The organism is Pantoea sp. BAV 3049, assembly GCF_009765445.1.
Classification (GTDB): domain Bacteria; phylum Pseudomonadota; class Gammaproteobacteria; order Enterobacterales; family Enterobacteriaceae; genus Erwinia.
The window spans coordinates 4,389,198-4,402,744 of record NZ_WHOY01000031.1 but is presented as its reverse complement, the minus strand read 5'-3'; the positions used below and the strand labels follow the sequence as shown (position 1 = coordinate 4,402,744).

Here is a 13,547-nt window from a genome sequence, read left to right as displayed (position 1 = left end):
ATTACTCCGACCGTTATCTGTAGATGTGTAAATTTTCGGGTGAATACTGAATCCCGACAATGTGTATTTTTTATTATTTCCTGGCACTGAATATGACAATAATAAAATACAAAAGGCCGATATTATCGGCCCCAAAGGAATCATTATATACTTCACATATTATTTACTTTTATTATTTAAATGACCATGAGCTTTATCTTAAATGGGGCTGTTACGCCATACATAAGTAAAGCGTAAAAACACCAGGAAATATCTGAACAGCCATTTATCTGAGTCTGCTGAAAAGATATTTAAGATTAACCTTACGGAAAGTCAGGCCGCGCTGGCCCGACCAGGAACTTCGCCGGATCGACCGGCGATAATTCCGTTATGCATTTAAAAACTTGTCGAGAAACTGGCGGGAACGGGGCTGCTGTGGGTTAGCGAACAGCTCTTTCGCCGGGCCCTGTTCCACAATTTTCCCCTGATCCATAAAGATGGCGCGATCGGCCACATCACGGGCAAAGCTCATTTCGTGGGTCACTATCACCATCGTTCGCTTCTCTTCTGCCAGTGCGCGGATGGTGCTTAGCACTTCCCCCACCAGCTCCGGATCGAGCGCCGAGGTCGGTTCGTCGAAAAGAATCACTTCCGGCCTCATGGCCAGCGCACGGGCGATTGCCACACGCTGCTGCTGCCCACCGGAAAGACGACGGGGGTAGCTGTCCTCTTTGCCATGCAGACCCACTTTATCCAGCAGCTGTCGGGCACGGGCAATCGCTTCCGCTTTTGGCTCACGCTTGACGATGGTTGGCCCTTCAATGATATTTTCCAGCACCGAGCGGTGTGGGAACAGGTTGAAGCTCTGGAACACAAAGCCCACCTGCTGGCGCAGCTGACGAACCTGCTCTTTCTGCCGGTTCATGCCTGCTGTGGCGTCAATGCGGATATTACCGACCTGAATGGTACCGCTGTCCGGCGTTTCCAGCAGGTTAATGCTGCGCAGCAGCGTGGTTTTACCCGAGCCGCTGGGGCCGATAATCGCCACCACTTCCCCGGAAGCGACTTCAAGATCAATGCCCTGCAGCACCGTCTGACCGTTGAACTGTTTAACCAGTTTGCTGACTTCGATGGCACTCATTTTGGCTCCCGATCCTGACGATTAACGCGATCTTCCAGCCTGCTCTGCAGCCAGGAGAGTACCGTGGCCATCACCCAGTAAATCAGCGAGGCGGCGAGGTACATGGTGAACACTTCCAGCGTCCGGGAAGTGATCAGCTGCGCCTGACGGAACAACTCCGGTACCTGAATGGTGGCGGCCAGCGAGGTATCCTTCACCAGGCTGATAAAGCTGTTGCCTAACGGTGGCAGCGCGGTGCGGGCGGCCTGCGGCAAAACAACGCGCCGCAGGGTTTGCCAGCGCGTCATACCAATACTCGCGGCAGCTTCCCACTGTCCCCGCTCGATAGCGGCAATCGCCCCACGCAGTGACTCAGAGGCATAGGCTGCGGTGTTCAGCGACAGGCCAATCATTGCCGAAGGGATCGGATCCAGTTCAATACCGAACTGTGGCAAACCGTAGTAGATCATAAACAGCTGAGCGATCAGCGGTGTGCCACGAAAAACCGATACGTAGAAACGCGACAGCCAGGAAATCGGCCAGAAGTGCGACAGGCGCATCATCGCCAGAATAAACCCGAGCACCAGTCCGAAGAACATTCCACCGATGCTTAACTGCAGCGTGAAGACAGCCCCTTTTAATAAAAAAGGTGCTGAATCCAGCACCAGTTGAATACTTTCCTGCATTATTTAGTTACGTCCGCGCCAAACCATTTTTCCGACAGTTTAGCCATCGTACCGTCTTTCTGCATGTCGGCAATGGCTTTGTTGATGGCGTCCAGCAACTGGGTATTCCCTTTGCGCAGCGCAACGCCAGACTCCTGACGGGAGAAGGCAGGACCGGCGACTGCCAGCGTGTCACCGGTTTTTTTCACCAGATCCAACGCTGCCAGGCGGTCAACCAGGATGGCATCGATACGGCCCACGCGCAGATCCTGATATTTGGTCGGGTCATCGTCATAAGTGCGGACATCCACGTCCTTCACGTTGGCGCGAACCCACTGCTCATAGTTGGAGCCAAGACCGACGCCGACTTTCTTACCGCTCAGATCTTCGGGTTTGGTGATGCTGGCCGCATTGGCTTTTTTGGTCAGCGCCTGAATACCCGAGATTGTGTAAGGGGTGGAGAAGTCATATTTCTTCTTACGCTCGTCGGAGATGGTCACCTGGTTGATCACCACATCAATACGTTTGGAGTCCAGCGAAGCCAGCATCCCGTCCCATTTGGTCGGCTTCAGGCTCGCTTTCACGCCGAGGTGCTGCGCCAGCGCGGTGGCAAAATCCACTTCGAAACCGGCCAGCTTGCCGTTTTCGTCCTGGAAGCTGAACGGCGGATAGGTGCCTTCCAGCCCCACCAGCAGTGAACCGCGCTCTTTCACCTTATTCAGCAGGTTTTCTTCAGCAGCAAATGCACTGGAGGAGAGACCCGCTACCAGCGCCAGAGACATCACACCCATCACCAGTTGGCGACGAACCAGAGAGAAATTCATAAGGACTCCACTATGTTTTCAGATCCCAAACGGAATATATTTCGCTATGACCACAGGAGGAAATTATTGGCCATTGAGGAAAATCCCGCCCCTTGCAGCATTGGTGAGAGATGTCTCCCACGTTAACAGCGCCATTGTAGGGGGCGAATTCGTTCGCCCGGATAGAATAATAAGATCCAGCTTAGACCAAAGAGTGATAAGCGAACAGTGCCGGGGCACCGCCGGTATGCACGAAGACAATTGGGCCTTCACGACGGAAGCGGTTCTGGCTGATACCGTCCAGCAAACCAGCCATTGCTTTGCCGGTATAGACCGGGTCAAGGAAGATCCCTTCCAGCCGGGCCAGCAGTTTGATTGCCTCGTTTCCCTCTGCGTTCTGCTCACCATAGCGTGGACCGAAGTAGTCATCCCACAGGGTAATCGGGGCGGAAGCAGTCAGTTCCAGCGAGGCCGCCAGCTGTTGCTGGATCGCGGTGACTTTTGGCAGCTGATCGACCACTTTACGCGAAACCGTCACGCCAACCAGTTCGGTATCGGGCAGCAACTGCTCCAGGCCAACGGCCAGCCCGGCGTGGGTTCCGGCGCTACCGGAAGCCACCACCACTGCAGCAAAATCCACCACGCCTTCGCTCTGATGAGCAATTTCCTGTGCACACTCAACGTAGCCCAGCGCGCCCAGCGCATTGGAGCCGCCAACCGGCACCACATAAGGACGGAAACCCTGTGCCTCAAGCCTGGTAGCCTGCTCTTCCAGCTGTTCATTGGGACTGTGCAGGGCATCGACCATCACCACTTCAGCGTCCATCAGCTCAAGCAGCAGGCGATTGCCGTTAGAAAGGTAGTTTTCGGCATCAGTGCCGATGGGGTTTTCCAGCAGGGCCACGCATTTCAGCCCGAGTTTTGCCGCCACGGCGGCCGTCTGGCGCACGTGGTTAGACTGGATGGCGCCAGCCGTCAACAGCACATCTGCGCCCTGACGCAGGGCATCAGCAGCCAGGAACTCCAGCTTACGCAGTTTGTTACCGCCCATCGCAACCGGTGTGACATCATCACGCTTAATGAAAATATCACGCCCGAGATAATCGGACAGACGGGGAAGATGCTCAAGAGGCGTCGGTGCGCCCAGCAGTTCCAGTCGCGGAAAAGAGTGTAAAAGATGTAAGGACAACGAGGCCTCCCAAGTCGGCGCAACAAGTTATCCTTACAGTTTTACAGAAGAACGCTAAAAGGTAACGAAAAAAAGAGGGTGTCATCGCCAACCTAATTGCGCTGCCAGCCTAAAAACTGGTCATATTTGCGTAAAGCAATGCGGTAGTTATTGTTTCCGGCATCCGGCAGGTCATTCTCCAGACATTCGTGCCAGCTGTTACCACTCAATTTTTCCGCAGGGAAGTTGCGGGCTGACAGCATATCGTCAAGGCGACGCAGGCGAACAACATATTCGCGAATGGTACTGTGACTCATCTCGGTCTGCTCAAACAGATATTGCTTAAACGCCATGATGTCGAAATAATTCGGATGGGTATTGCAGTAAATATCACTGCAGAAGCGGCACAATGCCGTCAGCTCATTCTGAAGTTTCAGCCAGACCTGATCGTCGATCAGCTGGTCCATCCGGGCTATGGCTTCTTTATTAATAATCTGGCCGCGAAAGACCAGTGCCATACGGTCCAATATTTTGCCGCAGTGCGAACAATTACTCTGGCTGTGTTTGTAGTCTTTTAAATAACGGCTCAACGGCCTCATTTTCGCTTTGGATCCCATCTTGGAGTCCCCGGTAGGTGTTGAGAGTGCAAAACTGACCCTGTCAGCGCGCTCCCGTTAACCGGGCGCGCAGGCGTTTGATCGCCTGACTGTGCAACTGGCTGACGCGGGATTCCCCGACTTCCAGCACTGCGCCAATCTCTTTCAGATTCAGCTCTTCCTGGTAATAAAGCGTCAGCACCATTTTTTCGCGCTCGGGCAAAGCCTCAATCGCTTCAATGACACGTTCACGAAGATTCCCTTCCATCAACTGGTGCAGCGGGTTAGCTTCTTCATGGCCCTCCGTCACCAGCTCCGCGCTGTCGCCGTGCTCTTCACGAAACTCGTCGTAGGAGAACAACTGGCTGTTATTGGTATCCAGCAGGATTTGACGGTACTCATCCAGAGACACATCCAGCTGCGAAGCCACTTCCTGCTCGGTCGCCGAGCGCCCCAGCGCCTGTTCGACCCGATGCATAGCGCCGGCCACTTCACGCGCATTACGCCGCACGCTGCGGGGAGCCCAGTCACGGCTTCGCAATTCATCCAGCATCGCGCCACGAATTCGCTGTACTGCATAGGTGGTAAAAGCTGTTCCCTGCAGCGCGTCATAGCGCTCCACGGCATTCAACAGCCCGATGCCACCTGCCTGCAGGAGGTCATCCAGCTCCACGCTGGCAGGCAACCTGACCTGTAAGCGAAGCGCTTCATGACGCACCAGTGGCACATATCGCTGCCACAGCGAGTTTTTATCCATCACGCCATTGGCGGTATATAGATCGTTCACTCTGACTACCCTGCGTTAGTTAAGTTATCGGCACGATTATCTGTTTCTGTAGGGTGGATTGATTGGCGGAATAGCGGTAAAAAAGGCGGGTTATTTCAATTTTGCGAAGAAAGGCGGCGGGTTCCCCTGCCGCCTCGCTGTGTTTCAACGTATGTTTTGCAGCTTCTCACGAGTCGCTACGGGAACCTGCGCCCATAAAGCACACACCTTCCCTTCCAGCTCCTGATAAAACGGCATCAGAGTGTGATCTTCCTGCAGCGCGCGACGGAACTGTACCGTACCATTTTGCGCATCAATGCTCAGCCGCCGGCTGGCAAAGAGGCGTTGCAAATCGCTGCGCAGAAACAGACCATTATCAGTACTGTTATCCAGCATAAAGCCCTGCTCACTTTCGCGCGTGTCGATGTGGCAGGCTTCCACCCAGGGCCATGCATGTTCATCCGTCAGCAACGTACCGGTGATCACACAAGCACCATAACGCTCGCGAACCGCCCGGTTGAACTCCTGATGGCTGGCTCGATGCCAGAGCCGGGCTTTCACCCGCCGCCCTACCTGAGTCCCCTGGATCACCCCGGCCGGTGGCGGCAGCAGCGGCGAAGTCAGCACCACAATAAATTGCAGCTGACGGGAGTATTCAAAGCAGGGTTTCGACTGCCGGTCATACAGCTGCCAGTACTCTTCCTCATCTTCACTGCGCAGCAGCGTAAGCGTATAACCCCGCTGCTGCAGCAGGCTTTGCGCCATGATCGACGCAGGATCAAGCATAGCCAATACCTTGCTCTCACCCATCACCTTCCACGAATTCCACGGTGCCGGATCGGCAGGACGACGGAAATAGAGAAAGCTTTCCTGGCGAGTCAGATAGTGTTCAAAGCGCTGCAAATAATTTTTCCGTTCATTATCGCTGGCGATAAACAGCAGATCTTCCAGCGGGATCTGCCTGTCTTTACTGGCAAAGACCGCACGGATCGTCCAGTTCTTACTGGACGTGGACGGGCTGAGTAAGCCCCGGCTGGTCAGCGATTTATCGTCGGGATAACGCTGGCTGTAGCGTTCGCTGATTTCATCGAACGACAGCTGCTCCCCGGGTAACAAGTCATAATTGAAGCGCATCGGACACTCCAGAACAGGGATCTACCCACAGTTATTGATCTCTGTGGGTATCGGCAGCTCTGGCTATTTCTGTATGTTTTTTGTAAGGACTGGCAAATCCGGCAGGAAAGATCTACTTCAACTGGACAAACAGTGTATCGCTGGCAACAAATGATCCCGCCACTCGCGGGTCAGCAATGAGCTCCATCCCCGCCCGTTGTGGCCCATCACCAAAAGACCATTCGTAGTCATCAAGCAGGATCCAGCCACCGGATTTCATGAACGGCATCCAGCTGGCAATGTCTTTTTTCACTTCTTCGTACTTATGGTTTCCATCGATGTGCAGCACAGCTATCTCGCCGGTGATGCAAATCTCACCCAGTTCAGCAGTACGAAGGACACCCGACTGCCGCAGTTCCTGATATTTTACCGCCGCCGCACTGGAGGTATCCCGGATATAGTTAATATTATCCAGCGAGGCAACAGAGGTCAGGAAGCCCTGGAAAACCTGCTCCCAGTCGATCAATTTAACCGCGTCATTCACCAGCTGCGTGCCTTCGCCCTGATCGCTGCTTGGCTGCAGATCCCATGGGTCAATCGAGACAACGCTGCCAAGACCGTGATGTCTGGCAAGGAAAGCCAGTGCGTAAGATGAGCGCCCCCAGAAACACCCTATTTCAACTATATCTCCAGGAACAGCAAGCGTAAACACGCTGGCCAGCGCCAGCAATTTATCGCCGTCACTCTGGCCCGGAATGTGATGGAAACCCAGGTTAAGATTGGCATATTGCTTAGTGCGTAAGGGCGGATTAACCGGCTTGCCATACTTTTCACTGGTAATATCGCGCAACGCCTGTTTAGCCCATTTTTCTGCCTGGTGATAGTAGTTGTGATGAGCTTTGTGCTGATAATCATTACAGAGCTGGAACCGCTCACCGTAATTATTTTGAGTGCGCAGTTTTTTCAAAAAATCCAGCACCACATCATGAGCAGCATAAACGTAGCCAATATCTTCCTGCTCAAGAAGCGCGTGGAAAGCAGGAAGGAAACCCGATTCATTCACAAAAGGAAGATGATATTGCCCGATTACGCTGTCAGCCTCTGCTGCCACAGAAGTGGCTCTGACCACTTCCACACCCAGCGCAGAAACAGTTTTTGCAAACTCTTCGCCATGGGGAATATGGCAAGGGAAGATCAGTACTTTTTTATTTATCACCATTTTCAGGCCTCTGCGGATCGCTGAGATAATGATTTAATCATCATCATTGTGTCTGTTTTTTCATTAAAGGGAATAAACCCCTGTCGCTGATAAAAATGAAATGCTCTGGTATTTTTACTGTTAACTTCAAGGATGATGGCGTTCATTGCCATCAGCTGCGCCAACTGCTCAATATGGCGCATCAGTTTTTGCGCGTGACCAAGCCCATGCAGTTCAGGGCTGACGCTGATGCTGGAAATGAAGGCGCGCTTCAGAGCGCTATCGTTGGCATAAAATGCTGCATATCCCCAGTCCCGTTGTCCGTCCGTGAGAAACAGATTCACGGCGTGGCTGGCCAACTTACCCGCATATCCCCCGATCTCGACCTGATCATGCAATGAAGGAGTGAACGTATCCGCCATCATCACCAGGTAATCACTGATTCTTTGCTTATTATTGTCTCTGATGATTTCCATTTTACATCTCTGATGCGGTTAGCAGTTTTCCTGCAGTCAAATGTTCCCGGCACGTTTGTGGGGAACAAAACATCAGCATATCGATAATCGACAGACCAGCGACAAATTCTTCTCCCTGCTGCAGATAAGCAGACAGTGTTGGCTGACAAAATAATAATGAAAGCCCTTGCCGGCTGAAGTCTTCATCCGCGTAAAGCGCTCTTCCACCGGAGGCATTGTGGTAGCACAGGGCTTCGCTCCTCAGGCATAAATCAATAATTCTGTCTGAGGCCTTGAGCTGTTTTTCATTAGAAAAATCAGAAGAAAAGCGCCACTTGAAAGGTAGCGACAAATAACTGAACACACTGCTGATGCTGCATGCATTCACCGCAGCGACATTTCTGGTGGGCAGGTTTATCACCTGCAGAATCATTGGCATTACCGCATCAAAATAGGGCGCCGTCTGGTAGCTCTGCCGGATCAGCTGCAAAAATGGCTGATAATTGCCAACATAATCATGCTGGTTGATTGCCCGGTTTTGGCTCTGGTTAACCACCGGGAGGCTGAAACGGCAGGATTGTCCCGCCGCCAGAATTGCATTGCGGTTTATATAGCCTTTTTTGATATAGCTGACATCATCGAAAAAGATAAAATTGTCCACACCTGCCGCCAGTTGGTAATAGCCCAGATAAGGGAAAAAATAGGGCTGCATAACGGCAATTTTCATTTTCCGTTCACAATATCAATAATTTTGCTGACGATATTATCCGACAAACCATAAAATACCGGCAGACAAAGTATCCGTGACGCTACATCCTGCGAGGCAATTTTCGGCTCACTGGCGTTGTAAAACTCCAGGGTATCCAGGCTGGGATAGAAATAACGACGGGAAGAGATATTTATCTTCAGCAATTTTTTCTGTACTTCCAGCATCTCAGCGGTATTTTTAAAGACCACCGGATAGTAGGCATAATTGTTGCTAATATCTGCCATTCTTTTCTGTCTGATAACCTGATCGGACAACTCGCGATAATATCGCTGCCAGATCTTTTCACGGCCTTCGATGTTGATCATGTATTCATCGAGCAGACTCAGTCCCATAGCCGCGCTGAATTCGTTCATTTTGGCATTAATCCCTACGGCCTCAACCACATCGGGACCAGTAATACCAAAGTTAATCAGGTGCTTTGCCCGCTCCAGATCTTCCTGGTTTTTGAAGATGATCGCCCCACCCTCAATGCAATGGAATATTTTGGTGGCATGGAAACTCAGGGTGGTAGCGTCACCCCATGATAATGCGCTGCCGCCTTTATAACCTACGCCAAAGGCGTGGGCACCGTCGTAGATAACTTTTAAATGATGCTCTGCAGCTATTGCGGCTATTTTTTCAACTTCACAGATATTGCCAAAAACATGTACCGGGACAATAGCCCGCGTTTGTGGCGTTATTTGCTGTGCAATGTGTTCAGGTTTCAGACACCAGCTGGACGGATCGATATCCGCATACACAGGTTTAATGCCTTCCCAGACCAGCGTGCTGCTGGTTGCAGCAAAGCTGAAGGGCGTGGTCACGGCTTCAGCAGGTTGACCGTCAACGGATTGATGAATATTTAACGCACGGTAAGCGATTTGCAGCGCCAGAGTGCCGTTTGACACCAGCAGTAAATTCCTGACACCGAGAAATGCCTGCAGCCGCTCAGTCAGCAACTGAACCAGCGGTCCATTGTTAGTGAGCCATCTGCGCTGGTAAATGCCATCAATATAGGCATCCAGCCTTTTGCGATCGGGCAGATAAGGCTGAGCCACTGGAATGACTGTGCCCTGAAAAGGCTCAAACACAGGGTTAACAGGACTTTGTGAGAGATCGTCTGCGCCAACTTTATCAATCAATTTCATTTTTCACCCCTGAGAGTATCCCGTACTCTGCTAATCGGCAGTAGGTTCACAACCTTCTACCTGATCTTTACGTTGTTTGAGCCGGTTAACATTATTCCTGCCAGGCCTCAGCCCAGTGCAGTAAATTATTTCCTGAAAGCATGCAGTTCTGTTCAACAACAGCCTGTAGTTCCCGCCCCTGACTTGCACTACCGGAGAGATCGCTGAGATGACTGCGCAGCGCATCACGCCAGTCTTTAAAACGGTTTCTGACGCGCGTTACCGGCAGCTCATCCTGTAAACAGCGCACATCACTGCAGATCACCGGAATGGCACAGGCGCCATACTCCAGCAATTTCTGGTTGTTTTTACTGAGGCTGAGGAAATTGTCTTCCAGCGGCACTACCGCCAGATCGAGATTTAACGATGCCAGCCGCTGAGCATAAAGCTCCGGTACGCCCTGCACGTGGACTTCATGGACATAAGGCCGCAGAGAGTCAGGACAGGAACCGAAAATGACCCATTCAACCTTACCGGCGAACTCCCGAATAAGATCGGAGATAACGTTTAGGTCGTTAGCATCATCCGCAGTACCTGACCAGCCAACCCGGGGGCTCTGTCCACGGTTACGGTAGCTGTACAGCCCACTCCAGCTGGCCACTGGCAGCCGTGCTGGCAGGTGAACGATGTCATGGTGGACCCCTTCCAGCGCTTCGGCCAGTCCGGCGGAAGAGACAATGACCCGATCAACATGGCTGAGCGTCATCTTCAACCGGGCGATGGCCTCATTTTTAAGTTCATGTCGGTAATGATTCTTCAATCCCAGCGTCGGAACGGTTTGATCGAGCCAGTACACTTTGAACAATCGCTCAATGCGGTGAAGCTTTTCAACATACTGATGGAAAGCGGCAGAAGAGTGATGTTGCAGGATAAGTGTGTCAGGCTGGTACTGCGCCAGCCTGGCGAGAACGGGTAATTCAGCAAGAGTGATGCCGGTGGCGATCCCCTGCTGCTGCATGACGTTGAACGCTTCACGGATCCGCCAGCTGACATCTGCTGATGTCTCATCGGTGAGGGCAAAAAAGGTCGGCACCGCAAGACCGGCAAGGGGTTTCCAGCTGGTCAGGCTTTGCGCCTCCATTTCAAAGGTTTTACTTTTAAACGACAAATTGCTGTTATAAGCAGGATCGCGGGCAATCAGTGGCTGCCACCGTTGGTACATAATATCCTGCTCCGCGCTGAGCTGAGTCTCACTTTCCACCAGCGTGTTTTCAACGCTACTGCGCAGTATTCGCGCATGGGGAGTCCAGACAGTTAAATAACCTCGTTCACGAAGACGCAGGCAGAAGTCGACATCATCATAGCGATCGAGGGAGGTATCAAAACCCTCTACCGCCAGCAGCGCCTCTTTGCGAACCAGCATGAAGTTACCGGAGACGGCACTGTAGTTTTGCTCCAGGCGCAGACGATTCATCATCGTCAGCTGCTGTTCAACCGCACCACTGAAGACCTCACCCACCAGCCCGTCAATACCCAGTACATACCCGGCATGATGGACCCGCCCGGCAGGCGTAAGCTGTCTGCCACCAACAATGCCCACTTCTGGCCGTTGGGCATGGTTAAGGAGGTTATCCAGCCAGTATTCATCGCTGACCGCCAGTTCAGCATGCATATAAAGCAGATATTCACCGCTGGCCACGCCGACAGCCAGGTTGCTCATACCACTGCGCTGGAACCTGTTCGGGAAAGCACAGACTTTGATGCCGCTGCCTTCAAGGCGGCCAATTTCGCTCAGCCAGCTGTCGCGGGCAGGCGAACTCTGGTTGTCCGCGACAATGATCAGCTCATAGTGCGGATAACGGGTCCTCTCCATGATGCTGGTCAGGCAACCAATCAGCGAGGGAAGGTGGCTGCCAGCCAGAATAACGATGCTGACCAGCGGCTTATGCTGATGGTGGTAATGAACACGGTAGTGACCGCTCTCATCACAGCTGATCTCCGCGTCCGGGAACCCGCGCTGATGAATATGGCGCTGGATCACGGTCATTTCCTCTGCGGGATCGCCCTTCTTATTGCTGGTCAGCAGTAAAGGTTCAGGCAAATGGCCGATGGAGGCAAAACCGGTGCTTTCAATCAGCTTGAGGATCAGGGCCAGTTCAGCAGCCTTGCCACAACTTTCATCCAATCCTCCGGCAGCCAACAGCAGGTCGCGGCGGAACAGCCAATGATGTGCCATGGTTGCTGGTGAACTCAGGAACAGATCAAGATTGAAATCGGGACGTGACAGACAGGCGGAAGGACCGCTGCCTGCCATAATCACTTCGTCTCCATACAGCGCCAGTAAATCGCCAGCCTGCGGCAATGAGGTCGACAGTGACGTCAGCCCTGAAGCAGTAAATTTATCGCCTGCCTGCAGGAACATGAACCAGTCACCTTCATTACTCTCAATGACGGTATTGAGGTCGCTCAGATAGCGATCGCTGTCCGTTAAAACCACCGCCGTCTCAACAAGCGGAAGCGACTCTTCTCCCATCACGATCGGGGTGACTTGCAATCCTGTACGAGGATGCTGCCGGACAGAGGCAAGCGTCTGCTCAATGGCAGCCAGGCTACTTTCCAGCGCAGCAATAACCACCACCAGTTGAACAGTGGCAGGATTAGCCGCATGATGCCGATCGATCAGCTCCTGCTGTGCAGGCGTCAGCTTACGTACATCCAGCCAGCTGAAAAACTCACTTGCCGCAAAATTACGCAACATGGCAGCCGTGACATCTGTCCAGTGCAATTTGTGAAGATCGGAAATCGGTGCAACCCTGATCTTACCTTTAAACAGCTCATCAGGTCTCGCCCATCCCAACGCGAGTAAATGCTGGGGTAATTTCAGATGGCTGTGTCCGGCACGCCGGTCCTTATCCCGCCCCATCTTACTGACCTGTTCATCCGTGATGCGGAAGAAAGAAAGCGGTTCCACCAGATATGCCAGGTCACCTTTACGCAAAATTTTCAGGTAGATGGTCAGATCACCGAGGAAATACATCATCTCCCCGTTAAGGCGATACAGCAGATCTTCACTGGCGATCATTTCCAGTAAATCTTCACGGCGCATCAGTACGCAGGTCGGTTCACCGATAAAATTGCTGATGCAACCTACTGTAAAATTAATGATGTCCAGCCCTTTCATCACGCTGTCAACACTGACCGGAAGGCTGTTTGTCGGGATATCGCTGAGCCGCTCTCCCACCGCATCTATCCGGTGGCGTCGTGAAGTAGCCATCACCACGTCTGGCCCGGCACTCATGGCCTTAACCAATTCACTGACACAATTGGTTGCCAGCAAATCATCATCAAAAAGGAATTTGATATATTTGCCGCGGCTCTCTGTGATGCACTGCATGCAGTTCTGCTCTTCACCCAACGCAGGCACATTATGGATATAACGCAGTGGATGACGGGATGAAGACTGATAACGACTGACAATATCGCTGATAAACAGCGTCGGGCAGTCGTCACTGACGATAATTTCGCAATGAGGATAATCCTGATCGAGGGCGCTTTTCAGCGCGGCTTCGAACCAGGTTGTTTTATAAGAAGGAATAACAATGCTGACGAGCGCTGGCTCTGCCATGATTCACCTGTTCTCATTCTTTCTGGATAGCACGGGCTACCAGGGAAGTTGCCGGTGTAAATGACACCAAATAATGCCCACTTTAGCCTGAGGAAAGGCGATTCAATGTGGGCAATAAAGGTCATAAACGTTGCTATTCCGCCCGTTAACTCAAATGCAGCCTTACGGCTGCACCTTTCCTGAT

At 52.3% G+C, this 13,547-nt stretch carries 12 protein-coding genes; all 12 read right to left on the bottom strand.

Translation table 11 applies throughout. The features are described from left to right. Positions 1-367 precede the first annotated feature (367 nt). Entirely contained in the window at positions 368-1,120 is a 753-nt protein-coding gene (gene tcyN / locus GSQ70_RS21785) for an L-cystine ABC transporter ATP-binding protein TcyN (protein WP_158784462.1), read from the bottom strand. Beyond that, entirely contained in the window at positions 1,117-1,785 is a 669-nt protein-coding gene (tcyL, locus tag GSQ70_RS21780) for a cystine ABC transporter permease (RefSeq protein ID WP_158784461.1), read from the bottom strand. Before tcyL ends, tcyN begins: the two co-directional genes overlap by 4 nt. Next, a complete protein-coding gene (gene tcyJ / locus GSQ70_RS21775) occupies positions 1,785-2,588 on the bottom strand; it encodes a cystine ABC transporter substrate-binding protein (protein WP_158784460.1) in 804 nt (267 codons plus the stop codon). Before tcyJ ends, tcyL begins: the two co-directional genes overlap by 1 nt. A 181-nt stretch (positions 2,589-2,769) precedes the next feature. Then, positions 2,770-3,756, bottom strand: a complete 987-nt coding sequence (locus GSQ70_RS21770; RefSeq protein ID WP_158784459.1) for a D-cysteine desulfhydrase — start codon at positions 3,754-3,756, stop codon at positions 2,770-2,772. 92 nt (positions 3,757-3,848) lie between these two features. After that, entirely contained in the window at positions 3,849-4,352 is a 504-nt protein-coding gene (gene fliZ, locus GSQ70_RS21765; RefSeq protein WP_158784458.1) for a flagella biosynthesis regulatory protein FliZ, read from the bottom strand. A 43-nt stretch (positions 4,353-4,395) separates the two neighbouring features. Next, on the bottom strand, positions 4,396-5,118 hold the full coding sequence (locus GSQ70_RS21760) for an RNA polymerase sigma factor FliA (protein ID WP_158784457.1): 723 nt from the start codon (positions 5,116-5,118) through the stop codon (positions 4,396-4,398). Positions 5,119-5,262: 144 nt separating this feature from the next. Beyond that, a complete protein-coding gene (locus GSQ70_RS21755; RefSeq protein ID WP_158784456.1) occupies positions 5,263-6,231 on the bottom strand; it encodes an HNH endonuclease signature motif containing protein in 969 nt (322 codons plus the stop codon). 112 nt (positions 6,232-6,343) lie between these two features. After that, a complete protein-coding gene (locus GSQ70_RS21750; RefSeq protein ID WP_158784455.1) occupies positions 6,344-7,429 on the bottom strand; it encodes a class I SAM-dependent methyltransferase in 1,086 nt (361 codons plus the stop codon). A 2-nt stretch (positions 7,430-7,431) separates the two neighbouring features. Then, a complete protein-coding gene (locus tag GSQ70_RS21745) occupies positions 7,432-7,884 on the bottom strand; it encodes an N-acetyltransferase (protein WP_158784454.1) in 453 nt (150 codons plus the stop codon). Position 7,885: 1 nt separating this feature from the next. Continuing rightward, positions 7,886-8,590 (bottom strand): WbqC family protein, encoded by a 705-nt coding sequence (locus GSQ70_RS21740; RefSeq protein ID WP_158784453.1) that lies wholly within the window; start codon positions 8,588-8,590, stop codon positions 7,886-7,888. Beyond that, the gene (locus GSQ70_RS21735; protein WP_158784452.1) at positions 8,587-9,759 is read right to left on the bottom strand and encodes a DegT/DnrJ/EryC1/StrS aminotransferase family protein; all 1,173 of its coding nucleotides are present in this window, start codon (positions 9,757-9,759) and stop codon (positions 8,587-8,589) included. Before GSQ70_RS21735 ends, GSQ70_RS21740 begins: the two co-directional genes overlap by 4 nt. Before the next feature lie 91 nt (positions 9,760-9,850). Further along, on the bottom strand, positions 9,851-13,363 hold the full coding sequence (locus GSQ70_RS21730; protein WP_158784451.1) for a glycosyltransferase: 3,513 nt from the start codon (positions 13,361-13,363) through the stop codon (positions 9,851-9,853). Between the last annotated feature and the right edge of the window lie 184 nt (positions 13,364-13,547).